The 26,580-nt window shown below is 37.4% G+C and carries 14 protein-coding genes and 1 pseudogene; 10 read left to right on the forward strand and 5 right to left on the reverse strand.

The annotated features are described in order from the left end of the window. The first annotated feature begins 273 nt into the window (after positions 1-273). From F928_RS05800 to groL, 5 genes are all read left to right on the forward strand, one after another. Positions 274-1,212: a diacylglycerol/lipid kinase family protein gene (locus tag F928_RS05800; protein WP_002115559.1), complete on the forward strand. Its 939-nt coding sequence runs from the start codon at positions 274-276 to the stop codon at positions 1,210-1,212. Continuing rightward, entirely contained in the window at positions 1,193-1,951 is a 759-nt protein-coding gene (locus F928_RS05805) for a metallophosphoesterase family protein (protein ID WP_002115522.1), read from the forward strand. The genes F928_RS05800 and F928_RS05805 overlap by 20 nt, the downstream gene beginning before the upstream one ends. A 303-nt stretch (positions 1,952-2,254) precedes the next feature. After that, positions 2,255-12,073: a biofilm-associated Ig-like repeat protein Blp1 gene (gene blp1 / locus F928_RS05810; RefSeq protein WP_005072981.1), complete on the forward strand. Its 9,819-nt coding sequence runs from the start codon at positions 2,255-2,257 to the stop codon at positions 12,071-12,073. A 240-nt stretch (positions 12,074-12,313) separates the two neighbouring features. Further along, a complete protein-coding gene (gene groES / locus F928_RS05815) occupies positions 12,314-12,604 on the forward strand; it encodes a co-chaperone GroES (protein ID WP_002120604.1) in 291 nt (96 codons plus the stop codon). A 58-nt stretch (positions 12,605-12,662) separates the two neighbouring features. Then, the gene (groL, locus tag F928_RS05820) at positions 12,663-14,297 is read left to right on the forward strand and encodes a chaperonin GroEL (RefSeq protein ID WP_002120607.1); all 1,635 of its coding nucleotides are present in this window, start codon (positions 12,663-12,665) and stop codon (positions 14,295-14,297) included. Between the two features lie 172 nt (positions 14,298-14,469). On the opposite strand, the gene F928_RS05825 is transcribed toward groL, so the two are convergent. Further along, complete coding sequence (locus tag F928_RS05825) at positions 14,470-14,844, reverse strand: diacylglycerol kinase (protein ID WP_002118962.1); 375 nt, start codon at positions 14,842-14,844, stop codon at positions 14,470-14,472. A gap of 106 nt (positions 14,845-14,950) precedes the next feature. Here F928_RS05825 and F928_RS05830 point away from each other — a divergent pair, with 106 nt between their 5' ends. Beyond that, on the forward strand, positions 14,951-15,913 hold the full coding sequence (locus tag F928_RS05830) for an MBL fold metallo-hydrolase (RefSeq protein WP_005072985.1): 963 nt from the start codon (positions 14,951-14,953) through the stop codon (positions 15,911-15,913). A gap of 43 nt (positions 15,914-15,956) precedes the next feature. Here the strand turns inward: F928_RS05830 and glpQ are convergent, their stop codons facing one another. Then, a complete protein-coding gene (gene glpQ, locus F928_RS05835) occupies positions 15,957-17,099 on the reverse strand; it encodes a glycerophosphodiester phosphodiesterase (RefSeq protein WP_005072986.1) in 1,143 nt (380 codons plus the stop codon). Positions 17,100-17,362: 263 nt separating this feature from the next. Here glpQ and F928_RS05840 point away from each other — a divergent pair, with 263 nt between their 5' ends. Next, the gene (locus F928_RS05840) at positions 17,363-20,458 is read left to right on the forward strand and encodes a multidrug efflux RND transporter permease subunit (RefSeq protein ID WP_005072990.1); all 3,096 of its coding nucleotides are present in this window, start codon (positions 17,363-17,365) and stop codon (positions 20,456-20,458) included. Between the two features lie 72 nt (positions 20,459-20,530). After that, complete coding sequence (locus tag F928_RS05845) at positions 20,531-21,106, forward strand: DUF4112 domain-containing protein (RefSeq protein WP_005072993.1); 576 nt, start codon at positions 20,531-20,533, stop codon at positions 21,104-21,106. Between the two features lie 48 nt (positions 21,107-21,154). Here the strand turns inward: F928_RS05845 and htpX are convergent, their stop codons facing one another. Both htpX and vII read right to left on the reverse strand, forming a co-directional pair. Then, positions 21,155-22,060 carry a protease HtpX gene (htpX, locus tag F928_RS05850; RefSeq protein WP_002118851.1) on the reverse strand — a complete coding sequence of 302 codons (906 nt, stop codon included), beginning with the start codon at positions 22,058-22,060 and terminating at the stop codon, positions 21,155-21,157. Positions 22,061-22,318: 258 nt separating this feature from the next. Next, positions 22,319-23,110 (reverse strand): annotated as a pseudogene (gene vII / locus F928_RS05855) (lytic transglycosylase domain-containing protein); the annotation flags it as partial. 573 nt (positions 23,111-23,683) lie between these two features. Between vII and ttcA the strand changes: the two are divergent. Next, entirely contained in the window at positions 23,684-24,589 is a 906-nt protein-coding gene (gene ttcA / locus F928_RS05860) for a tRNA 2-thiocytidine(32) synthetase TtcA (protein ID WP_002118895.1), read from the forward strand. A 204-nt stretch (positions 24,590-24,793) separates the two neighbouring features. Further along, positions 24,794-25,177 carry an SCP2 sterol-binding domain-containing protein gene (locus tag F928_RS05865; RefSeq protein ID WP_002118641.1) on the forward strand — a complete coding sequence of 128 codons (384 nt, stop codon included), beginning with the start codon at positions 24,794-24,796 and terminating at the stop codon, positions 25,175-25,177. A gap of 90 nt (positions 25,178-25,267) precedes the next feature. Here the strand turns inward: F928_RS05865 and yfhD are convergent, their stop codons facing one another. Next, entirely contained in the window at positions 25,268-26,380 is a 1,113-nt protein-coding gene (gene yfhD / locus F928_RS05870) for an MltF family protein (protein WP_002118835.1), read from the reverse strand. Between the last annotated feature and the right edge of the window lie 200 nt (positions 26,381-26,580).

Below are 26,580 nucleotides of genomic sequence, written 5' to 3' on the forward strand. Positions count from 1 at the left end.
GACTAAGAAATAGATATTTTACTTTTATATATTTTTCTCATTTAAATCATTAACTTGTAGTTTTTTACAATATCTTATTCTCAATATTTTTATGTTGTATGTATGTTATTTATATTATTTATTTCCTTAAAAATCAACAGCTTGATTCTTATTTTTTTCTTGAGAATTATTATTGATTAAACAAATGATCTTCATTCAAAATTTACATAAAGAGACTTTTATTAGGCGTTTTTATATACAATATTCAGGATGAATCCCTCTAAGATAATAAAAATGCGGACTTTAAAACCTCTCTCTATCATTTATAACCAAAAGTCGGGTTTTCATGCGTCAAAACATGAAGATATGTATGAACAGTTAATGACCGTGTTCACCGAATTTGGTTTTGAAATACAAGTTTTTGAATTAGCGGAAGATGTTTCTTTTGATGATTTGATGAGTCAAGTAATTCATCGGCATAGCCAAAATGCAAACTTAGGTGTTGTTGTTGCAGCGGGTGGGGATGGAACATTAAATGCGGTAGCATCAAAACTTAGACATACTCATATCCCTATGGGAATTTTACCTTTGGGAACTTTTAATTATGTCGCTAAAGTTTTAGATATTCCCTTAGATTTGTTAGAAGCTGCTGAAGTCATCGCTACAGGTACACCACGCTCTGTACATATTGCGACAATTAATGACCATGTTTATTTAAATAATGCGAGTCTAGGACTTTATCCATTATTTATAAAGAAACGTGAGCTTTATAATAAATATTTAGGACGCTTACCTTTACATGCCTATACCTCAGCTCTGGATGTTTTATTAAGAGAAAATAAATCCATGAAACTTTCCGTCACAGTTGATGGCAAGAAATATCCAGTCAAAACCCCTCTAATTTTCTTTGGTAATAACCAGTTGCAGTTGTGTGATATGAAATTAAGAATTGCCGAATGTGCAGCACAAGGTCGGGTCGCTGGAGTAGTCATTACGAAAAGTGATAGGCTTAGTTTATTAAACATGTTGTGGCAGTGGATTCAAGGCAAAGTAGAAGAGACACAAGATGTTTATAGTTTTTGTGCAGATCATGTGGTGGTAGATTGTGCAAAAAGATCAAAACTTACAGTAGCTTTAGATGGTGAAATATTAGAGATGAAAGCACCTTTAAATTTCTCTGTAGAAAAGAATGCTTTAAATATTATGGTGCCAAATGTTGTTACATCTGTCTGATCTGCATTTTGGAACAGAAATTGAGGCATGTTTAGATGCAATCCGACTTTTTTGCACTCAACATAAACCTGAAGTCATTGTGGTGAGTGGTGATATTACTCAACGTGCCCGATATCAACAGTTTTATAAATGCCGTCAGTTTTTAGATAGCCTTAATATTCCTTATCTTGTTGTTCCTGGTAATCATGATATTCCGTTGTACCATGTCTGGAACCGTTTTTTTTCACCCTTTACTCGCTACCAATATTTTTTTGGCCAGCTTGAACCGACTTTAGAAACTGAACATTTTTATATTGTTGGGGTGAATAGTATTCGCCGTCGTTATCATACTCGTGGACATATTTCGATTGAGCAAATTCAAACTACATATGAGCGATTACAGCAAGCGCCAGCGGATAAAATCAAATTAGTTGTTTTCCATCAACCTTTTTATACTCCACCTGATGATGAGCATGGTATTAAAGATTGTCCTGTATTAGGAAAAATGGCACTCGAAAAATGGAGTACAACGGGACTATTTGGAATGTTACACGGGCATTTACATAAAACTGCTGTATATGATTTAACGCAAATTTATCAGTTAAAGATAGATTATCCTATTTATGATATTCATGCAGGAACAGCAACTTCTAGCCGTTTGCATTATCATGTTCCAAATAGTTTTAATGTCATTTCAAATGAAGGAAAAATTAATCATTATTGGTTTAATTACGATTTAAAGATTTTTCAATTAATTTAATTTATAAAAACTATATAAGACATTTAACTTAAGAGTAGATTGATAAAATTTTATCCATTACAATGCCTAAGCTTTAAATTCTATATATGGGGAATAGGAAAACATTCTAAATGTTTTATCATTTTAAAAATAATATTAATGGATACATAAAAAATTTTTAACTATATAAAAAGCCGCGATTTAAAGTAGCTACAATAAGGGTTTAGTGTTTTATGATAGTTAATAATATTTGATTAAATGAGTATCTATTTATCTTAATATTTTAGAATAACTTAATAATATTTAAAATTTCATGGTGGAAAAATGGTACAAGTATCATTAATGGCAAATAATGCTTCAAAAAATAATACAGTTGATATTAATGTAGGCCAGACAAAAAATATTGTAGTAAATCCTAAAGAAGTCGCAAAAATCGATATAAATCCAGAAAAAATTTCTTCAATAACAAGAGAAGGAAACAGTGCAATTGTTCATCTAAAAGATGGAACTGAAATTGTTTTAGAAAACTATTTTATTAGCGAAAACCCGCAAATTCTTTTAAATGAAGGGCAGAGTTATTGGGCTGCTAATCTGGGAGAAGATGCTAGCGGACAGACCACTGTTAATTATTTAGAATTAAAAGATACGCCAAAGCTTATTGATAGTTCATCTTCTGTACCCCTTTGGTCTTGGGTAGTCAGCGCTTTAGCAGGAGCAGGAACAATTGCTTTATTGTCTCGGAACGATTCTAAAGATACGACACCTCCTGAGCCAGGTACTTTGAATCTTAATAATTTTTTAGATTCTGGGGGATCAACTGCAGACCAGATTACTCAGGATAAAAACTTTAATTTAAAGCTTGAAGGACAGGAAAGTGGAAGCCGAGTAACATATTTGGTCTCTACCGATGATGGTAAGACTTGGCAAGAAACAACAGTAACTCAAAAAGATTTAGTGGATGGAAGTTATCTTTACAAAGCTGTAGTGACAGATCGAGCTGGAAATGCATCGGAAACTGCTATACAAAAAGTGGTTGTGGATACCACAGCGCCGCAAGCAGGTGAACTGACTTTATCTGCTTTGGCTGATACGAGTATTTCGGCAACTGATCAGATTACGCAAGATAAAAACTTCAATTTAAAGCTTGAAGGACAGGAAAGTGGCAGCCAAGTAACGTATTTAGTTTCTATCGATGATGGTAAAACTTGGCAGGAAACAACTGTTACTCAAAAAGATTTGGCTGATGGTATTTATCAATTTAAAGCTTTAGTAACCGACGTTGCAGGCAACATATCTGAAACCAGTGTGCAAAAAGTCGTTGTGGATACCACAGCGCCGCAAGCAGGTGAACTGACTTTAGCTGCTTTGGCTGATACGGGCATTTCAGCAACTGATCAAATTACGCAAGATAAAACTTTTGATTTAAAGATTAGCGGACAAGAAGTAAATAGCCAAATCATTTACTGGATATCTAAAGATGAAGGAAAGACTTGGCAGGAAACAACAGTAGCTCAAAAAGATTTGGCGGATGGTGTTTACCAATATAAAGCAGTAGTAATCGACGTTGCAGGTAATACATCAGAAACCGCTATACAAAAAGTCGTTGTGGATACCACAGCGCCGCAAGCAGGTGAACTGACTCTATCTGATTTGAGCGATACAGGTGTTTCAGCAACCGATCAGATTACGCAAGATAAAACTTTTGATTTAAAGATTAGTGGACAAGAAGTCAATAGCCAAATCACTTATTGGATATCGAAAGATGATGGAAAGACGTGGCAGGAAACAACAGTAGTTCAAAAAGATTTAACCGATGGGGTTTACCAATATAAAGCTATAGTTACAGATATTGCAGGCAATACATCAGAAACCGCTATACAAAAAATCGTTGTAGATACTACCGCACCACAAGCAGGTGAACTAACTTTATCTGATTTGAGTGATACAGGTGTTTCAGCAACCGATCAAATTACGCAAGATAATAATTTTACTTTGAAGCTAGCTCAACCGATTGTAATCGGAGAGCAAGCTGCTTTATTAGACCACTATGAAGTCTCTACCGATGAAGGAAAAACTTGGCAGGAGACAACAGCTGATCAAAAAAATTTAGCTGATGGTAGTTATCTCTATAAAGCCGTAGTAACGGATCTTGCAGGCAACACATCAGAAACTGGTGTGGAAAAGGTAATTATAGATAATTCTTTAAATATTGAATCAACTACAGTAACTGTAAAGCCGATTACTGAAGACAATACAATAAGCCTAGTTGAAAAAGATCAAGTTATTTCTATAAGACTGGAAGTAGATAATCTACCAACAGATTTAAATAGCTCACTGACATCAGTAAATACGACTCTAAACGATGTTGTGTATAACTTTCATTTTGATGAAGTTACCCAAGAGTGGGTTACTGAAATTCCAGCAGAGTTTTTGTGGTCAGAAGAATCGCAAACCAATATATCAACTGATATTAGTCTTACTGATCAAGCTGGCAATACAGCTATTATTAAACAGACCCAAAATTATAATGTAGATCATACTCCAAATTCGCCAACTCTAGATTCACTAACTTTCAACAATATAGATGGAGCTATCATTTCAGGTAGCGCATATAAAGGAAGTAAAGTTGATATCTATAATAAAAATGGTGATTGGCTTGCAACTACAATAGCTAATGAGGAGGGTAAATTTACTTTACAAGACCTTTCTATTAGTACTAATCAAGAAATTTATGCGGTCGCTACTTATAATGGATACAGCAGTGAAAATTCGTCAATTAGCCTAGTTACTGAAGTTCCTGCTATTAGTATTACAAGAATTAGTCCAGAAGGTGTGATCACTGGTTATGCGACCGAAGGCAGTCATTTTATTGTAAAAGATCAGAATGGAAATATTCTACAAGAGTTTAACTCCATTGCATTTGAGGGTTCAGGTATTACGCCTTTTAGTGTAATGGCATTAGGTGAGGTCAGACCATTTACTTTGACCCTCAACCAACCTTTAGAGGAAGGTACTCAAATTATTATCTCTACAGATAAAGATAATATTTCAGGCCATCCACAATATATTACCGCAGACTATACTCCAGCAGTATTTTTAGAAACTCCACAATTTGATATTAGTGGTGAAACTTTATCAGTACATGTTAATGAGCCGAACAGCTTTATTCGTGCATTTTCTGGAGAGGGCAATTTAATTGCTACAGGTTTTACCGATGAACAAGGCTTTGCAAGTTTACAGGTATTCCAATTTTTAAAAGAAGGTGAGTCGGTTACCGTACAAGTAGTAGATAAAAATCAAAATACGAGTGAAGCCCTAATCGAAGTTCCAAACTTTGCTTATATTCCATATGTTGAACGTATTACACAAGAAGGCTTAATTTCTGGGTTTGCTGAAGATAATAGTACAGTAATCGTGCGTGATGCTGACGGTAATGAATTAGGAAAGGTTATATTAGGTGATGACAATAGTTGGAATGAATTTAGTCATTTTAGCTTGAGTGTAAACCGACCTTTAATTGATGGAGAGCAAATTTCCGTTCAAATTATTGATAATAAAGGGTTGATGAGTCCTGAGCAGAATATCATTGTAGATCTGACTCCTCCACCTGTTCCAACAGATTTAAATTTCAATGATGCTGGTGATTTAGTTTATGGCCATGCAGAACCTTTCTCTGAAATTTTAGTTAAAGATGGGCAAGGAAACATTCTTAATAAATGGTTCTGGAATAACTGGACTGATGAGAGTGGAAGTTTTTCGATAGAACTAGGTATGTTTTTAACTAATGCTGAGACGGTTTATGTCACGGCTACCGATGTGAATGGAAATGTAAGTTTAGCAGCGCAGATACAGGCGCCTAATTATGCTTTTGCCCCCCATGTAGATAGCTTTACTTCGGACGGAGTGATAAGTGGACAAGCTGAAAATAATAGTACTCTTATTGTTAAAGATGCCAAAGGTGAAGTCGTAGCTGAAATTAAAGTCGGTGAAGATAACGGTTGGAATGGATCAAGTTATTTTAAACTCCAGCTTGACCGCCCTCTTGTTAATGGTGAGCAGTTTTTCTTATCAATTAAGGATGCTCGTGGACAAGTAAGCACCGATACTGTAATTACCGCTGATACGGTTGCTCCTACACCAGCCAGCAATTTAGTTTTCTCAGAAGATGGTTCATATCTTACAGGCGTAGCAGAACTGAATACTACGATTCAGGTTTTTGATCATAATGGTCAGCTCGTGAATATATGGAATAACACCATAAACTCAGATGGTACATTTACTATTTTCTTAGGTAGCAATAATTTACATGGTGAGGCATTCACGGTCACAGTTAAAGACCAAGCTGGAAATGTGAGTGAAGCTGTTTCAATAAATGCTCCACTTGATGATATTGCACCGGATCCAATTAAAAATATTTTACTTGATGCAAACGGTCAAAACTTTACAGCACAAGCAGAAGCAAATAGTCAGATTGAAGTTTTTGATTCATTAGGTAATCAGACGGGTTGGGGCTCTACAGATAGTGCTGGTAATGTCTCAGGCTTTTTCAATCAAATCTATTTACATGGTGAAGAGCTTATTTTTGTTGTCATAGATCGAGTTGGTAACCGTAGTATCGAATTTAAGCAAAATGCTTTAATTGATACTATTGCACCAAATCCGATTGCAAATATCATCTTCAACGAAGATGGCCAAAGCTTTACAGCTCAGGCAGAAGCTGGAAGCTCTATTGAAATATTAGACCAGGCTGGAAATAAGATTACTACTAGTTATACCGATAGCTTAGGTAATGTATTTGGTTATTTCCCACAAGTTTACTTACATGGTGAGGAACTTACTTTTGTTGTAGTTGACCGAGCGGGTAACCGTAGTGCAGAGGTCAAGCAGAGTGCTTTAACTGATGATATCGCACCAAATCCGATTGAAAATATTGCATTAGATATCAATGGACAGAGCTTTACAGCTCAGGCTGAAGCAAATAGTCAGATTGAAATTAAAAATACCAATGGTGACATTATTGGTTATGGATCAGCAGATAGCACAGGCAATGTTTCTGGTTACTTGTATCAGGTCTATTTACATGGCGAAGAGCTTACTTTTGTTGTCGTTGACCGAGCGGGTAACCGTAGTACAGAAGTTAAGCAGAATGCTTTGATTGATGAGATTGCACCAAATCCAATTGAAAATATTGTATTCGACTCAAACGGACAGAACTTTACGGCGCAAGCAGAAGCAAACACTCAAATTGAAGTCAAAAATGCAGCGGGTGAGGTCATCGGTTCAGGTTATGTAGATGGCGCTGGTAATGTGTCAGGTTATTTATATCAAGTCTATTTACATGGAGAAGAACTTACTTTTGTTGTCGTTGACCGAGCGGGTAACCGTAGTGCAGAGATCAAGCAAAACGCTTTAACTGATGATATTGCACCAAATTCAATTGAAAATATTGTACTTGATGCGAACGGACAGAACTTTACAGCTCAGGCAGAAGCAAACACTCAAATTGAAGTCAAAAATGCTGCTGGTGAGGTCATAGGATCTGGTTCAACCGATAGCATGGGAAATGTTTCAGGTTACTTATATCAAGTCTATTTACATGGAGAGGAACTCACTTTTGTTGTAGTTGACAAAGCGGGGAACCGCAGTACAGAGGTCAAGCAGAATGCCTTGATTGATGATATTGCTCCGAATGTGATTGAAAACATTATCTTTAATGAAAATGGTCAAAACTTTACAGCGCAAGCAGAAGCAAATAGCAAAGTTGAAGTTAAAAATACTGTGGGTGAGGTTGTAGGTTTTGGTTATGTGGCTGATGCTGGTAATGTCTCGGGTTACTTGAATCAAGTTTATTTAAAAGGTGAGGAGCTCACTTTTGTTGTGATTGATCAAGCTGGTAATCGTAGCGTTGAAGTAAAACAAACAGCCTTTCTTGATAATACGGCACCAGAAAATGCGACTAATTTAGTATTTAGCGAAGATGGTTCATATCTAACTGGTATGGCTGAGCCCAATTCTACGATTCAAATATTTGATCAGAATGGTCAATTATTAAATCTTTGGAATAATAATGTTAATTGGGATGGAACATTTAACCTCTATTTAAATAGTAACTACATGCATGGAGAAGTATTTAAAGTAGTTGTAGTTGATCAGGCTGGTAATTTGAGTGACGGGGTTACTGTAAAAGCACCGCTTGATGATATTGCTCCTGTAGCTGCAAGTAATCTTACATTCAATGAAGATGGTTCGTCCCTTTCTGGTGTGGCTGAGCCGAATACCTTCATCCAGATTTTTGACCAAAATGGTCAGCAAGTGAATACCTGGAATCAGAGTGTAAACGCTGATGGTACATTCAACATTTCTCTAGGTAACTACAATTTACATGGTGAAGAATTTACAGTCATTGTTAAAGACCTTGCTGGAAATGTGAGTGAAGCTGTTTCAGTTAAGGCGCCGCTTGATGATATTGCCCCAAATCCGATTAAAAATATTGTACTTAATGCGAACGGTCAAAACTTTACAGCACAAGCGGAAGCAAATAGTCAGATTGAAATTTTTGACTCATTTGGTAGCCAGATAGGTTGGGGCTCTACCGACAGCACTGGTAATGTGACGGGTTACTTCTATCAAGTGTATTTACATGGAGAAGAATTAACGTTCGTTGTTATAGACCGAGTAGGTAACCGTAGTGATGAAATGAAGTTAAATGCTTTGATGGATACCATTGCACCAAAGCCGATTGAAAACATCATCTTTAATGAAAATGGACAAAATTTTACAGCACAAGCAGAAGCTAATAGTTTTATTGGTGTCAAAAATGCTGCTGGTGAGTTTGTCGGTTATGGTTATGTCGATAGCACTGGTAATGTGTCAGGTTACTTGAATCAAGTTTATTTAAAAGGTGAGGAACTCACTTTTATTGTTATAGATAAAGCAGGTAATCAAAGTATTGAATTTAAGCAAAATGCTTTAACTGATGATATTGCACCGAATCCAATCGAAAATATTATATTTGATATCAATGGACAGAACTTTACAGCGCAAGCGGAAGCAGATAGTCGAATCGAAGTTAAAAATGCTGTTGGTGAGGTGGTAGGATCTGGTTCAACCGATAACATGGGTAATGTTTCTGGTTACTTCTATCAAGTGTATTTACATGGAGAGGAGCTTACTTTTGTTGTCGTTGATCGAGCTGGTAACCGCAGTACAGAGGTCAAACAGAATGCCTTAATTGATGATATCTCGCCAAATCCGATTGAAAATATTGTGCTCGACTCAAACGGTCAAAACTTTACTGCGCAAGCAGAAGTAAATACTCGGATTGAAGTCAAAAATGCTACGGGTGAGGTTGTAGGTTATGGTTATGTAGATAGTACTGGTAACGTGTCAGGTTATTTTAATCAAGTCTATTTACATGGAGAAGAGCTTACATTTGTTGTAATTGATCAAGCAAGTAACCGAAGTATTGAGGTTAAACACAATGCTTTAATTGATGATGTTGCACCATCAGCTGCTTCAAATATTACATTAACCTCTGACGGATTGCTTTTTGGTGAGGCTGAGCCAAATGCAACGATTGAAATTATTGATCAATATGGTGCAGTTATCGCAACAACTTATGTTTGGTACGATGGCACATTTAATCAATGGATTAATCTGAGTCAATACCAGACACAAAATTTGAGTATTGTTGTCAAAGATATTGCTGGCAACCGAAGCGAAGTTGCTCATCAGTTAGTACCTGTATTTACGAACTCACCAATTACTGCAACAGAGCTAAAACTGGATGTAGATGGTCATATTCTAACAGGAAAGGCAACAGCAGGAATGTCGATTGTTGTTACATCTACTGATGGTCAGATCATTAATGGAGGGTGGAATAATGTTGTGAATGAAGATGGTAGTTTTGCTATTCAGTTAATTGATTACTATCTACAGGGACAGACATTACAAGTTCGAGTTTATGACCAGAATACGAATCAATATAGCCTAATCTCTGAAATTATTGCGCCTTTAGACAATATTGCTCCAATAATTAATGATGTGGTGATTAGTAATGACGGTTATGGTATTACGGGACAAGCTGATCCGAAAGTAACCATTAAAGTAATGGATGCGGATGGAGATTTTAGAGCAGAATTTCAATCGGATGAAGCTGGATATTTCAATGCTAGTATTTATCCACCATTATTACGTGGAGAGCAATTATTTATCACGGCAACGGATTTAGCTAAAAATATAAGTACGCCATTTAATTTTACTTTTACTGCAGATACTAATGCACCACCATCAGCAGATCATGTTGTTTTATCTGAAAATGGTTTCTTCATTGAGGGAACTGCTACACCAAATAGTGAGATGCATATTTTTGATGTGTATAGTAATTATATTGGCGGTGGTTCTGTAGATGAAACTGGATATTTTAATATCCAGTTATACTCACCTCAGGTGAATGGACAAACTTTACGTGTTGTTGTGGAACATAATGGGTATCAAAGCGTTTATACAGAAATTAAGGCACCGATAGACATCGTTGCGCCAAATGCAGCAACACAACTTGTATTGGAAGAAGGAAATATACTTTCTGGGGAGGCTGAAGCATATTCAACTGTTAATATTTTCGATGCTAATAATAATTTAGTTGGTCAGACTACTGTGGGAAGTAGTGGTACTTTCTGGGTGCAATTATGGTCACAATATTGGCATGGTGAAACATTGACAGTAAAAGTAGTTGATGCCAATCAAAATATAAGTGTGGGCTCAACGATTGTTGCTACGAATGATACAACAGTACCGAATGTAGCCACACAACTTGCCATAAATGGATTGGGAGAGCTCACGGGACATGCAGAAAGTAGAGCTATCCTTGAAGTTATATATCATTTTGCTGATCAAGAATCTTCTGTAACTTCTGTAATAAGTACGACGGTTATGGTTGATGGAACTTTCTCTGTTTATATGTATGAGAATGCAACATCATTTGATCTTACTGTTATTGATCGTGCTGGAAATCGTAGTGAAACTATCAATAAAGCAATTAGTGATTTAACTACAATCACTGTTGATCAGTTTAAAGGTGATTCTGCTGATAATACTTATATAGTTGATCATATAATTGATTTTGTTCAAGAATATATTGTTGAGCCGTATGCAATATATAAAGATGTCTGGATTGATAATAGCTATACATATCCAGAATGGGTCACTGAAGGTCATTACGAACAGATATGGTTTGTTGATGGTTATTATGATTCCCAATTGGTCACAAGTGGTTATTCAACTGTACAAAATGTTTATCAAAATCAGAATGGTATAACTTATATTGATAATGGCATGGCAGATAGCGATTATGGTCGATATGAACAACAATATTATGATTTTGCGAATGGACAATGGCAAGAAGGTTATGAATTGACCTATATACGTTCAGAAGAAGGCTGGGTTGATACTAGTCATTATGAAGACGTTTATGTTGATACAAGTCATTATGAAGATGTTTGGGTAGATACTAGCCACTATCAAGATGTTTTCGTAGAAAGCGGTTATTGGGAGAACCAACTTGTTGAATCAGGCTATCGAGATGTTGATTTTGGTGGACACGATAAAATAATTAGCTCTGTGAGTTATAGTCTGGTTGGATATTCTGATTGGTCGACAGGTCTAGAAAGTGGTCGTTATGTTGAAGACTTGGAGTTGGTTGGTTCTGCTCATCTAAATGCAACAGGCAATGCTTTAGATAATCTTTTAACAGGTAACTCTGGTAATAACGTTTTGAATGGGCGTGAAGGTAACGATACCTATATGACTAATGAAGGTACTGATTCCATACTGTTCCAATTGCTAAATAGCCAAGATGCGACTGGTGGGAATGGACATGATACGGTGTTAGATTTTACTTTAGGTGATGTAAGAACTGATACTCAAGCAGACAAAATCGATTTAAGTGAACTATTAATTGACTATTCTAAAGACGTGAGCACATTAGCGAAATTTATTACTGTAGAGCAAGATGCTGGAAACACGACTATTAGTCTTGACCGAGATGGTGAAGGTACAATGTTTAGTAGTGTTTCATTGATAACTTTAAATCAGGTAAATACAACATTAGATGAATTGTTAAATAACCAGCAACTCTTTGTTTAACATTAATATTTATCTTTATAAAAGAGGCTATGAAAATAGCCTCTTTTATTTTGTGCTTTAAATTTAATAAAAACTCTTCACAACTTGTTAAAAAATGACCAAAAAAGATAAGTTTTTTTTCATTTTCCCCTTGAAGCCTTTTTTTTCATCCCCACAAAAGTGACATCTAAATATTTTGTTATTGCTCTGGATTAAAGCAATAACGATTAATCAAAAAGACTTAGTCTGATGGAGTTAATTATGAGCAACATTCGTCCATTACATGATCGCGTTGTAATTCGTCGCGTAGAAGAAGAAACCAAAACTGCTGGTGGTATTTTACTTCCAGGTTCTGCTGCTGAAAAACCATCTCAAGGTGAAGTAATTGCAGTAGGTAATGGTCAAATCACTGAGAATGGCGTACGTGCTTTGGATGTTAAAGTTGGTGACAAAGTATTGTTTGGTACTTATGCAGGTACAACAGTGAAAGTAAGTGGTGAAGAACTCTTAATCATGAAAGAGTCAGACATTTTAGCTGTGTTGGAAGGCTAATCAATCCATAACTCAATTCATTATCAGATTCAGTATTTAAAAAGATTCGGAGTTTAATATGTCAGCTAAAGACGTAAAATTTGGTGATTCAGCTCGTTCAAAAATGATTGCAGGCGTAAACGTACTTGCAGATGCGGTTAAAGTGACTTTAGGCCCTAAAGGTCGTAACGTAGTGATTGACCGTTCTTTCGGTGCTCCGCACATCACTAAAGACGGTGTAACTGTTGCTAAAGAAATTTCATTAAAAGACAAATTTGAAAACATGGGTGCTCAACTTGTTCGTGAAGTTTCTAGCAAAACTAACGACATCGCTGGTGACGGTACTACAACAGCAACTGTACTTGCTCAAGCAATTTTAAATGAAGGGATCAAATCTGTAACTGCAGGTATGAACCCAATGGATTTAAAACGTGGTATTGATATCGCAGTAAAAACTGTAGTTGAAAATATCCGTTCAAATGCAAAACCAGCTGACGATTTCAAAGCGATCGAGCAAGTAGGTTCTATCTCTGCTAACTCTGATACTACTGTTGGTAAACTTATCGCTCAAGCGATGGAAAAAGTAGGTAAAGAAGGCGTAATTACTGTAGAAGAAGGTTCTGGCTTCGAAGACGCGTTAGACGTTGTGGAAGGTATGCAGTTTGATCGTGGTTATATCTCTCCATACTTTGCAAACAAACAAGATACTTTAACTGCTGAACTTGAAAACCCGTTCATTCTTCTTGTAGACAAGAAAATCAGCAACATTCGTGAATTGATTTCTGTTTTAGAAGCAGTTGCAAAAACTGGTAAACCACTTCTTATCATCGCTGAAGATGTTGAAGGTGAAGCGCTTGCTACACTTGTAGTAAACAACATGCGCGGTATTATCAAAGTATGTGCTGTTAAAGCTCCTGGTTTCGGTGACCGCCGTAAAGCAATGCTTCAAGACATCGCAATCTTGACTGGTGCAACTGTTATTTCTGAAGAAGTTGGTATGTCTTTAGAGCAAGCAACTCTTCAAGATTTAGGTACTGCGCACAAGATCACTGTGTCTAAAGAAAACACTGTTATTGTTGATGGTGCTGGTGATGCTGCTGGTATTGCTGAGCGCGTTCAACAAATCCGTGCTCAAATTGAAGAATCTACTTCAGAATATGACCGTGAAAAATTACAAGAACGCGTTGCTAAATTAGCAGGCGGTGTTGCTGTAATTAAAATCGGTGCAGCGACTGAAGTTGAAATGAAAGAGAAGAAAGACCGTGTAGACGACGCGCTTCATGCAACTCGTGCTGCGGTTGAAGAAGGTGTTGTTGCTGGTGGTGGTGTTGCTCTAGTACGTGCGGTTAATGCATTAGATGGCTTAAAAGGCGCTAATGAAGATCAAACAGCAGGTATCAACATTTTACGCCGTGCGATCGAAGCTCCACTTCGTCAAATCGTTGCAAACGCTGGTGATGAGCCATCTGTAGTGATCAATGCAGTTAAAGGTGGTGAAGGTAACTTTGGTTACAACGCTGCAACTGGTGAATATGGCGATATGTTAGAAATGGGTATCCTTGACCCAGCTAAAGTAACTCGTTCTGCACTTGAGCATGCAGCTTCTGTTGCTGGCTTAATGTTAACTACAGAATGTATGATTACTGACATTCCTGAAGATAAACCAGCTGTTCCAGATATGGGCGGTATGGGTGGTATGGGCGGCATGATGTAATAACGCATCAACGCTTTAACCAAAAAAATCCCTGCTTATGCAGGGATTTTTTATTTTTCACGTAATTTTAAGAAATAATTAAGTTCCATTCTTTATATTAAAAACAGGAACAGCAGCTAGAAGTTCCTCTTTTGTTACAACCATGCTTATTTACTTGTAGGCATGGTTTTTTTTAGCCTAATAAAATAATTAACCAAGTAATAGCAATGATAGAGAGTGCAACAAATTGGGCAGCACTTCCCATATCTTTTGCATTTTTAGAAAGCTGATGTTTTTCAAGAGAGACTCGATCAACCACTGCCTCAATAGCCGAGTTGAATAGCTCAACGATCATTGCAAAAAGACATACAATAATCAGTAATACATGCTCACTACGGCTCACATCAAGAAAAAAACTAACCGGAATCAAAATAATATTAATCAAAACAATTTGGCGAAAAGCTGCCTCATTTTTATAAGCTGCTTTAAATCCTGAAATAGAGTAGCCCGTTGCATTTAATATGCGCTTAAGACCACTTTTACCCTTATAGGGAGAATAGCTATTCATATACTTATATTTCTGACACTTTTCATGCATTATATAATTTGGGTCTTAAAAAATTATTAAATCTTTTTTAAAGATTTCGACTTTATAACTCAATAGAGAAGAAAAGATGAAAAAATTATATGTAGCGTTGGGCATTGCAATTGGAAGCATCCATGCAAGTTATGCTGAGCCAACAGCAACCTCGCAAGTACCAGGATATTATCACCATCAATTTGGAAACTACCGCGTAACCTCTTTGCTTGATGGTACGATTTATTTAAATCCTGATTTATTCAAAAATTTAAATCAGGCCCAGAAAACTAAAATCTTAACAAAATATGCTGCTGTTAATGAGAAAGGGATTCAAACCTCGGTAAATGCATTTTTAGTGGATGATGGAAAAAGTTTAACGCTTGTAGACAGTGGAGCAGCAAGTTGTTTTGGCCCACAACTTGGCTCGATTGCAAAAAATATTGAATTGGCAGGTTATAAGCTTACTGATGTAAAAACTGTCTTACTTACTCATCTACACCCAGACCATGTGTGTGGTATTGCTCAAAATGGAAAAGCCGTATTTCCAAATGCAACTGTATATGCACATGAGCGTGAAGCTAATTACTGGTTAAATCCAGCGTCTGAAAAAACAGTGCCAGCAGACAAAAAAGAAAGTTATTTGGGTACTGTTAAAAACGTAAAAACTGCTCTTGCTCCATATCAAGCGAAAAAAGCATTCAAGACATTTAAAGACGGTGATGTCATTCACGGTTTTGAAGTAATCGATACGCGCGGTCATACACCAGGCCATCATAGCTTCCGCTTAAAAAGTAATGATCAGCAAATCATTTTTGTTGGAGACATTGTCCACTCACATTCATTGCAATTTGATGCTCCAAAAACTGGAGTAGATTTTGATGTGAATTCTGAGCAGGCAATTAATACTCGTCTCAAAATGTTTGCAGAAATTTCAAATAAGCAACAATGGGTTGCAGCACCACATTTACCATTCCCAGGCATTGGTCATGTTTATAAAGTAAATGCTGAGCAATATCAGTGGATCCCACTTTATTTTGACAATGTTGTAGGGAAATAAAAAAACAGGGCATTTATTGCCCTGTTTTTCTTCATAACTTTATTTATTTTGCAGCTTTTTCAAAATTAATGACCGCTTCACGGCCAAGTGCTGGGTCATCTGTAAAGACACCATCAACACCCGCTTTGAAATAGGCTTCAAACTCTTTTAAAGCACCAGATGGACAGCGCTCCGCAGGTTTATCTTGACTACATTTTAAAGGCGTTGGTAAAAAGTTGTTTTCTGGACGGAAAGTATAAGGGTGTACTTTTAACCCAGCTGCATGAGCATCAGAAATAAACGAAGTCGTTTGGACTGAACCATTGTCATTAAAGTTAAGAATATAGCCTTTACTTGGTCCTACACCATTTGCATATTTAGCGACATCTTTTAAGCCTTGTGCTGTGGCTAAATCAGCATAAGTTTTAGTTTCTCCCGATTCAACGAAGTCGGCCGGTTGAGCGGTTTTAGCATCATATAATTGAATGATTTGTGCGTGTTTAATAGTTTTATGAAGGTCAAGCTCATTTTTTAAATCTATTAGGTTTTGAACTTCAAACGACTGTAAATAGACAGGTGCAATATCACGTGTATATTTATACTTGGCTAAGGTTTTAAGAAGAGTGTCTTCCATTGCAAGATTACGATTTTTAAAGTAAGTCGGATGTTTAGTCTCAATATATAAACCAATAATTTTTCCTGTTTTCTTATAATTTGCTTCAGCCAGCTCAATCACTTGTTCTAGCGTCGGAACAGGGTAAAGGTCATTATAGGTGGTGTTTGCTGGGCGGAACTCTGGAATACGTTCACGTGCTTTAAGCTGCTGTAATTCACTTAAAGTGAAGTCTTCTGTAAACCAGCCTGTTAAGTCTTTACCATCAATATTTTTTGTTGTTTTACGATCTGCAAACTGGCTTAAAGTGCTTACATTGGTTGTTCCACCAATCTCATTTTCATGGCGAGTAACCAATACGCCATCTTTTGTAGAAACTAGATCAGGTTCAATGAAATCTGCACCATCATCAATCGCTTTTTGATATGAAGCTAATGTGTGTTCTGGACGCAAAGCGCTCGCGCCACGGTGTCCTACCACTAAAATTTTAGGAAGTTGATATTCTGGTGTGGTTGGTGAGTTTTCAGTTTTATCGTCATCATTACAACCAACCAAGCTAATTAAACTTAAGCATAAAAGTGCTCTTTTAAACATAATTCTACTCATATTGTTTTAGTCGAAACGTATTTAGTCTGATGATTGAACTTGACGTGATCATGAAGAATTCATGAATTTTCAGTGACACTTGTTAAAACCTTGTTTATGGGTTTGTAGGAAATGCCAGTTCTTGCTTTGTTTTTGTTCTAATTGCATTTATTGTGTTAATTCTACTTGTCTTTTTTATATCGCTCGTTGATGATCAAGAGGGCAAATTTGGTATTGCCATCTGTTAATTGACGACCTAATTCTGAGCAGCCATGCTATCTAAATTTTTTATTCAGCGTCCCATTTTTGCCAGTGTACTCGCAATTATTGTTATGGCATTTGGTATTTTCTCGGTGCTGAATTTACCCGTAGAGCGCTATCCTGATATTGCCCCTCCTAAAATTACAGTCTCGGCAAGTTATAGTGGTGCGGATGCACAAACGGTTGAGCAAAGTGTTACTCAGATTTTAGAACAACAAATACAAGGTATTGATAATTTACTTTATTTCAGCTCTACCAGTGATTCATCAGGACGTAGCCGAATTACCATTAGCTTTGATAATGGAACAAATCCAGATACAGCACAGGTCCAAGTACAAAATAGTATTAGTGGCGTCATAAGACGTTTACCCGATGAAGTACAACGCCAAGGGGTGACCGTGAGTAAGTCACTCGGCGATACTTTTATGGTGGTAGGTTTATATGACTCTACAGGTAAATCGGGCAATATTGAGCTATCGGACTATTTAACTACGCATGTGGTAGATGACCTGAACCGTATTGAAGGGGTGGGTGAGTCTGATGTTTTCGGTTCGCAATATGCGATGCGAATCTGGCTAAATCCAGAGAAATTAAAACAATATAATTTAATGCCAAGTGATGTAGCGAATGCAATCACTGCTCAAAATACACAAGTTGCCGCAGGTGCAATCGGTGATTTACCCGTCATTGATGGACAATATTTAAATACGAAAGTCACCGCAGGATCTCGACTAAAAACAGTCGAAGATTTTAAAAATATTGTAGTGAAAGCAAATCAAACAGCGAGCTATGTCTACTTAAAAGATATTGCTAGAGTGGAGTTGGGTGCAGAAAATTATCAGTCTTTTAACACTATTAATGGTTATCCGGCTGCTGGTTTAGGCATTTCATTATCTTCTGGTGCAAACGCGATTCAGACCTCTAAACTCATCCATCAAACTTTAGATCAGCTTACAACGAAGCTACCTGCTGGTTATAAAATTGTTTATCCACGAGATAATACACCGTTTGTTCAAGAGTCTATTAAAGAAGTTGTAAAGACCCTTATTGAAGCCATTATTTTAGTTATTTTGGTGATGTTCCTATTCTTGCAAAGCTGGCGCGCTACACTCATTCCGAGTATTACCGTTCCTGTTGTTATTTTAGGAACTTTTGCTGTTTTATATGTGCTCGGTTTTAGTATTAACACCTTAACGCTTTTTGCGTTGGTGCTCGCGATTGGTTTGCTAGTAGATGATGCGATTGTGGTGGTTGAGAATGTTGAACGGCTCATGCATGAACAGCATTTAACGCCGAAAGAAGCAGCCATTGAGTCGATGGGAGAAATTAGTGGTGCCTTAGTCGGAATTACATTGGTTTTAACTGCTGTTTTTATTCCAATGTCGTTTTTAGGTGGTTCAATTGGCGTGATTTACCGTCAGTTTTCCATTACTTTAGTTGCTGCTATGACTTTATCACTCGTTGTGGCATTAGTCTTAACACCCGCTTTATGTGCCTTAATTTTAAAACCGAACCCAGAGCCTATGCGCTGGGCAGTTTGGTTTAACAAAAAAATTGATCAACTTAAAAATCAATATATCAAGATCGTCCAAAAAAGCATTCGCTACAGTAAATCGGTTATCGTGATTTTTGTGGCTTTGATTGCAGTTTTTGCACTGTTCTATAGTGGTTTAAAAAGTGGATTTATTCCTAAAGAAGATCAGGGCATTTTAAGTGTTCAAATTAAGCTTGTTGATAGTGCCCCGATCTCACAAAGCCAGAAAATTGGAGAACAAGTCCGCCAATATTTCTTAACTCAAGAAGATAAGAATGTGGATTTGGTTTTAATCCGCTATGGCCGAAATTATTCTGGTACAGGCCAGAACTTGGCTCAAGGATTTATTGCCTTAAAACCTTGGGATGTGCGTACTGGAAAAGAAAATTCGGCTGACGCTATTCAAAAGCGTGCGATGAAATATTTTAGTCAATTCAATAATGCACAAATTAATGTGACTTTACCCGTTTCAGTCAATGGTTTGGGTCAAACCGATGGTCTGGATTTATGGATTCAAGATTTAAATGGGCAAGGACAAGATTTTCTAGATAACACGTTCCGTCAGTTGCAAACGCAGAGCAAAAACTATTCAAGTTTTGAAAACTTTGATAAGCAATCTACTAACAGTAAAGCAAACCTCAATATCAAAATTGATCAGAAACAAGCATTAGCAAATGGATTAGAGCTACCCGCGATTAACAACACTTTGTCGAGTGCGTGGGGTGGAACGTATGTGAATGACTTTATTGACCGTGGTCGTATCAAGCGCGTTATGATTCAAGGTGATGCCCATTTCAGATCAAAACCGGAAGATTTATATAATTGGTCTGTACGTAATAACCAAAATGAAATGGTACCTTTTAGCTCATTTGCTAATTTCAGTTGGGGTGGTGCTCCTGAAATCGTAAAACGCTATATGGGTTATAGTGCCTTGCAGTTACAAGCAGATGTTGCAAGTGGCAGCAGTTCAGGTCAGGCAATGAAAGATGTTGAACAACTTGTAAATCAGCAAAAGGATGTTGGCTTGGCGTGGACAGGTTTATCTTTTGAAGAGCAGAAGTCGACAAATCAGGCCGTCTGGTTATATTTAATCTCGGCAGGCTTTATCTTCTTATGTTTAGCTGCGCTCTATGAAAGTCTAAGCATTCCCGCTGCGGTGATGACCTCTATTCCGCTTGGTGTGGGAGGAAGTGTCATTTTCTCTTATATTTTTGGTCTACCAAATGATGTGTATTTCCAAATTGCACTGTTAACCACAATTGGATTGTCTTGTAAAAATGCAATTTTAATTGTTGAGTTCGCTGCCTTGGCGCAAGAAAAAGGTAAGAGTGCAATTGAAGCAGCTTTAGAAGGCGCGAGCTTACGTTTAAGACCGATTTTAATGACTTCTTTAGCATTTGGTGCAGGTGTGATTCCTCTTGTTTTTGCGCAAGGGGCAGGGGCTGTAAGCCGTCAAGAAATCGGTATTAGTATTTTAGGTGGCGTAATGTTCGGTACAGTACTGGTTCTGTTCTTTATTCCAGTCATGTACGTGTTGCTGCGTTCCTTGTTCAGATCGAAAGCTACTAGTTAAAAGTAAACAATTTAAAAAAAGGCATCAAATCAAGTATATTAAGATTAACTACTCTTCATATATTTGATTTAAATGTCTCAAGAAAAAAAATTAACAGAGCAACAGGTCATCGCATTAGAACGAGATCTGGCCAAGTTTGCAACCATGATGGACAGTGCGGTTCGCATTCCTTTTACAAAGCAGGGCATTGGTGCCGATGCTGCGCTGAGTACGATTCCGATTGCAGGTGATGTCGCTGGTTTCGCATTAACCTGTTATGCCATCTATAAAGCCAAACAAATTGGTGTACCTCAGCATAAGTTGACTCCAGTCATCAAACTAGCAGTTGTAGATGCTGTAGTCGGATTTGTTCCTGTGGCTGGGACTATTTTTGATATTTTTATAAGACCGAGTCGAAAAGCACTAGATGTAGTTCATACGCATATACGCGAAGAATATGCGATTCAGAGTGATATTCATGTCGTTCATCCATATTTACATGAAAAGCTCGAAAAGAAGCAGCAGCATTCAGCTTTCTGGCGAAATCCTATTGTCAGTTGGTTATGGTTGCATATTCCCGATTTAGTAGGTGCGTTTGTACTGCTTTTGATTGGTTTAGCTGTTTGGTGGGGCGCAAGTTATCTTTGGAGTCTCTATCAAACAATGTAATAAAAAATAAAGCCTCCATTTGGAGGCTTTATTTTTACATTAAACGTTTTATGGGCAATCTAATTGATGTAAAGCTGCCACACGTTGTTCAATTGTTGGGTGGGTTTGGAACAAAGCAGCTAAGCTGAAACCTTGTTCTTTACCTTCCGCAATTGCGAAGGCTTTCATTTCTTTTGGCATTTGATCTGGCATTTCTGTTTCAGCTTGGAGACGTAATAATGCAGAAATCATTGCTTGTTTACCTGCTAAACGTGCACCTGCTTCATCAGCACGGTATTCACGATAACGAGAGAACCACATCACAATGGCAGAAGCGAGAATACCAAAGACGATATCCAATACCATGGTAATAATGAAGTAACCCATACCAGGGGCTTCATCGTCTTGACGACCAAAGACATTACGGTCGATAAAGTCACCAACGACACGAGCAAAGAACATAACAAAGGCGTTCACAACACCTTGGATGAGCGCTAGGGTAACCATGTCACCATTCGCAACGTGACCAATCTCGTGCGCAAGCACTGCACGTAGCTCATCTTTGTTCATACGTTCAAGTAGACCAGATGAAACGGCAACTAAGGCATCATTTTTGTTCCAGCCTGTTGCAAAGGCATTGGATTGATATGATGGAAAAATACCGACCTCTGGCATGTTGATACCAGCACGTTGAGAAAGTTCAGCGACTGTTTGCAATAACCAGCTTTCAGCTTGGTTACGAGGAGCATTCGGGTCGATCAGTTCTGTACCGGTCGTTTTCTTAGCCATCCATTTTGACATGAATAACGAGATTAAAGATCCCACCATACCAAACACAAAACAGATCACTAAAAGGTTGCCTAGATTCAAGCCACCCGCGCCATGGTAACTACCGACACCGAAGAGTGACAAAATAATGCCAGCTACAACCAGTACCGCGAGGTTGGTAAGCAAAAACAAACCAATCCGCATCATTGAGAAAATCCTCTTATAAATAAAATGTTATCTGATTTACAAATTCGAAATCATGAAGCTAATATGCGGGGCTTGGGGGAAAAATTCAAGAAAAAAATAAGGAATTGATACATTCTTTCATGTAGCAGAATGTATCTAAATTTAAAGAATAATTGGCTAAATTCGTCAAAATGGTAAAGATCAGGTAATAGATCATTACAATTTAAAACATCTAAACTTATCTAAATAGAACTGCGAGCCGCCGTTCTTCTTTACTGTTTATTCAATTCTTATATGGGCAATTGCGGTGGCATTATTGGTGACATAAGTGCCTGTTGGTGCATCGGTATAGGTACCGTCAGATAAAGTCACGATTTGACGAGAAGATGAATATTTAGGTGATTGAGTCGTAATTTGAGCTGTTGTGTTTTCTGCCAAATTAGAAGGATGTGAAACGGTTTGTACTGAAGCATTCGTAAAAGATGAAAAACCTGAACCCGATGCATATAGGTTTTGGTATCGGCTTGTTACACGGCGCACATAATCTTGTGTTTCACGGAAAGGGGGAATACCGCCATATTTGTCGACATTACCTTCACCAGCATTGTAAGCCGCAAGCGCCATTTGTGTGTTTCCATTAAAACGCTTGAGTAACCAGCTTAAATATTTAGCGCCTGCAAAAATATTTTGTTGCGGGTCATAGGCGTTAGAGACATTAAAACGACGGGCAGTCGCAGGCATAAGCTGCATTAAGCCTTGAGCACCTACTGGCGAACGAGCTCTTACGTTAAATCCTGACTCGGTGTGCATAACGGCTTTAATTAGACCTTCTGAAACACCATGTTGTTGTGCAGCTTGTCTAATAATGTGGTCGAAAGCGTTCTTATTTTTATTGTAGCTTGGCAAAACAGAAGCTTCTGATGCTCCCCAGTTTGTATAACTGTGAATATTACTATCAGGGTAATAGGTCACTTTTACTTTTTTAAGAGACTGGTCATAGCTTTTTCGGTTGGTGAGTAATGTACTACCGTTTTTATCTTGGTAAATATACATTTGACCTGCTGAACTCGAAGTTATGCCGACCGTAAAAGTGGTCATCCCCAGCAAACAAGAAACAAGAAATTGAACCGAATTTTTCATTTTATGTTATTCACAATTTTTAGGTACTCAAAACTTGCAAAAGAGTTTATCAAAAAATATTACTTAAAGAAGATTTGTGTAATTTTTTTTATTTCGACTCTTTCAAAAAATCAAGCTGATTTGTTCGAATGCTCATCAAAAAAAATTAAAAAATTTTTTTAAAATGATTCTATTGACATGGTTAACTTATTGATTATTAATAATAAAAAACATTGGTTAAAAAATGATCAATTTAAAGAAAACCCTTAACAGAAGGCTAAAACAGTTTGTCAAGTACGAAGAAATCCACAATTTTATCCACAGGTTTTGTGGAAAACTGTGGAAAAGTCCAAAAAGTAAGCATTTTGCACAAATTTTGAACGCTTCAGTCAAAATAGAGCATGTGTTTTGCATCATGCACGAGCAATGTGACGACTTCAAGAATTGAAACTATTCTTTTGATGCGATTCTCTTCTGAATCATATAAAATTGCGCGGTATTTTTATTTATGGGTATATCTCGTCTATGTACGCGCCAGTTGAGTCCAATCAGGGATTTAATTTTAAGCCTGAACTTCCAACAAGCTCGGCCTATTACCGTTTGCTCAAGAAGCTTCGCCGTCAAGTTGGGCATGCTATTCGTGACTTCAATATGATTGAAGATGGCGATAAGGTCATGGTGTGTGTGTCTGGTGGTAAAGACAGTTATACCTTGCTCGATATTTTGTTGCAGTTTAAGCGTATTGCACCAATCAATTTTGAGGTGGTTGCGGTTAACCTCGACCAAAAACAACCAGGCTTTCCTGAAGATGTTTTGCCTCGTTATATGGAAGAGAACAACATTCCATATTACATTTTAGAAAAAGACACCTATACCATTACTAAACGCTTAACGCCGGAAGGTAAAACCTACTGTGCAGTATGTTCACGTTTACGCCGTGGTTCTTTATATGGCTTTGCACAAGAGATTGGTGCCACTAAAGTTGCTTTAGGTCACCACCGTGATGACATCATTGCAACATTCTTCTTGAATTTGTTCCATGGCGGTAGCTTAAAGGCGATGCCTCCAAAGCTTTTATCGTCAGATAAAAAGAACATTTTGATTCGTCCTTTGGCATATGTTGAAGAAAAAGACATTATTAAATATGCCGAGATTCGTCAGTTCCCAATCATTCCATGTAACCTTTGTGGTTCGCAGGAAAACCTACAGCGTGCCATGCTTAATGAAATGCTACGTGAATGGGATAAACAATATCCGAAGCGCTTACACAGCATTTTCGGGGCATTACAAAACGTATCTCCGTCTCAGTTAGCAGACCGCGAATTGTTTGATTTCGAGGCTCTAGATTCTCAGCGCGAGTTGGATATTAAAGATCCGGAAGAGCTTAAGAACCGTTTAGATGTCGTGAACTTAAGCTTCGCTGCTGAATAAACGCTAGCATAAAGAATGTTAAAGGCACTTTATAAATAAGTGCCTTTAATGTATCAAAATACTAAAAAATGAATGTTCCGTACAAAAAGTCATAGCCCAAAATTTAAATTACATGCTATAACAAGCCACAAGCAGAATTGCTTCACATGATGTTGTCTGGATAGACAACCAGAGAAATTGAACAAATAAATTTGAGGAAGAATCATGCCTGCATTTTTAACTGAAGATTGGTTTGCGACTGTCGAAAAATTAACTGCTGAAGCAGGTGATCTTAATTTGCCGCCCGCTCTTGCGAACTTGGCAATTAATTTAGTAGTGACAGATGCTTCTGGAAATACCGAATTAGCTTTAGATGGGGGTAAAATCCAAAAAGGTTTGTCTTCAAATGCCAAAACAACTTTAAATATGGATGCTGAGACTTTACGTAAAGTATTCTTAGAGTTTGATATGGCTGCTGCTATGCAGGCATTCATGACTGGTAAAATTAAAGTTCAAGGCGACATGTCTCAATTAATGGCTTTACAAACAGCTAAGCCAAGCCAAGAACAAAAAGATTTGTTTAAGAAAGTATTAGAGCATACAGCTTAAATCTAAAAGAATTCATATAAAAAGCTTACCCAAAGAGGTAAGCTTTTTATTTGTACAAACAATGAATTTATCAACTTTTAAAAATAAAAATTAGATATTGATTCGTGTTTGTGCCGTTTTGATATGTTCAAGATAAGCACGGATACGAGTGACATATTGAACTGCTTGCTTATATCGACCATTACGCGTTTTATTACTTTGCAAATAGTCATAGAGATTGACCCATTTGTTCGGATCTTTCCCTTGAGACTGCAAGCGCTTTTGAATCTGACTTACCGCACCCGGTCCCATGTTATAAGCCACAAGTGCATACCAGTTCCGATCAGGGAACGGAATATTATCAAATTCGGTAAGCATCAAATCGTAATACTTCGCCCCGCCCTGAATACTCTGAGCAGGATCGCTACGATTGCTTACACCCATTGCTCGAGCAGTGCTATTGGTTAACATCATTAAGCCGCGAACACCTGTGGGAGAAACAGATTCTGGCTTTAAATATGACTCTTGATAACCAATTGCGGCAAGTAAATGCCAATCTAGATCATACTTCGCTGCGCTTTGCTTAAAGCTCGCTTTGTAAATCGGTAAACGTGTGCTTAAGTCACGTTGAATGGTTGACCATGCTTCTGGTTTCACCACATTCCGGTTATAAAAAGAGGCAAGCTGCTCGGTCACACCATTTTGCTTACTCTGGCATACAAAGCCGCTGGCGGTCTGTGTGAGTGGGTCATCAGCCTGTTTAAATACCCAACTTAACTCAGGATTTAAGCCATTTTTTTGCAAATTTGCTGTGTCACCACAACTTGCAGAAAAAGACATCAAGCCTTTGTTTTCGATTGTGCTTAAACCTGCTGTAGTCATCGCAAAGTTTGCTTTACCTTGCTGAACCCATCTAAGTGCAGTGGCATTGTCTGCCACGATTTTAAAGTCCAGCTTTACATTTAGATTCTGTGCATAGTTACGTGCTAAGTCGTAACCAAAACCGTGTAAAAACTGATCTTCTTTGAAAACGGTTGTCGGGCTTTCTACCGCAACAACAGTTAAAGTGTTTGTGTTAACTACAGTATTGTACTGTAGGGTTTTTCCTGCATTAAGACTATGAAATGGGAGAAATATAGTACTGAGTGCAAGAGCTTTTAACGGGAGAGAAGAAAATAAAGAGTTAAGGCAAAGCCTCGACCCAGAACTTGAATTACTGTGCATGTTGTCTCCGCTACAGATAATTTATGCCCTAAAAGTCAGACAAAAAGCTGCCATAACTTCTAAAAGTTGATAAATTCAATAAGGGGTGGGCAGTCATGACGTCATTCAAAATGACATGAAATGAAAAAAACAAACTGTGTAGAAAATCTACATAGTTTTCGAGTGGGTTAAAAAATGCTCAACATTTAAACTGCGCGCAT

This window comes from Acinetobacter pittii ATCC 19004 = CIP 70.29 (assembly GCF_000369045.1).
Taxonomy (GTDB): Bacteria; Pseudomonadota; Gammaproteobacteria; order Pseudomonadales; family Moraxellaceae; genus Acinetobacter; species Acinetobacter pittii.

Coding starts and splice junctions, on each gene's coding strand:
- htpX (WP_002118851.1), bottom strand. CDS start 22,060: ATGATGCGGATTGGTTTGTTTTTGCTTACCAACCTCGCGGTACTGGTT.
- F928_RS05845 (WP_005072993.1), top strand. CDS start 20,531: ATGTCTCAAGAAAAAAAATTAACAGAGCAACAGGTCATCGCATTAGAA.
- groL (WP_002120607.1), top strand. CDS start 12,663: ATGTCAGCTAAAGACGTAAAATTTGGTGATTCAGCTCGTTCAAAAATG.
- F928_RS05800 (WP_002115559.1), top strand. CDS start 274: ATGCGGACTTTAAAACCTCTCTCTATCATTTATAACCAAAAGTCGGGT.
- F928_RS05825 (WP_002118962.1), bottom strand. CDS start 14,844: ATGAATAGCTATTCTCCCTATAAGGGTAAAAGTGGTCTTAAGCGCATA.
- F928_RS05830 (WP_005072985.1), top strand. CDS start 14,951: ATGAAAAAATTATATGTAGCGTTGGGCATTGCAATTGGAAGCATCCAT.
- F928_RS05865 (WP_002118641.1), top strand. CDS start 24,794: ATGCCTGCATTTTTAACTGAAGATTGGTTTGCGACTGTCGAAAAATTA.
- F928_RS05805 (WP_002115522.1), top strand. CDS start 1,193: ATGTTGTTACATCTGTCTGATCTGCATTTTGGAACAGAAATTGAGGCA.
- glpQ (WP_005072986.1), bottom strand. CDS start 17,099: ATGTTTAAAAGAGCACTTTTATGCTTAAGTTTAATTAGCTTGGTTGGT.
- groES (WP_002120604.1), top strand. CDS start 12,314: ATGAGCAACATTCGTCCATTACATGATCGCGTTGTAATTCGTCGCGTA.
- F928_RS05840 (WP_005072990.1), top strand. CDS start 17,363: ATGCTATCTAAATTTTTTATTCAGCGTCCCATTTTTGCCAGTGTACTC.
- yfhD (WP_002118835.1), bottom strand. CDS start 26,380: ATGCACAGTAATTCAAGTTCTGGGTCGAGGCTTTGCCTTAACTCTTTA.
- blp1 (WP_005072981.1), top strand. CDS start 2,255: ATGGTACAAGTATCATTAATGGCAAATAATGCTTCAAAAAATAATACA.
- ttcA (WP_002118895.1), top strand. CDS start 23,684: ATGTACGCGCCAGTTGAGTCCAATCAGGGATTTAATTTTAAGCCTGAA.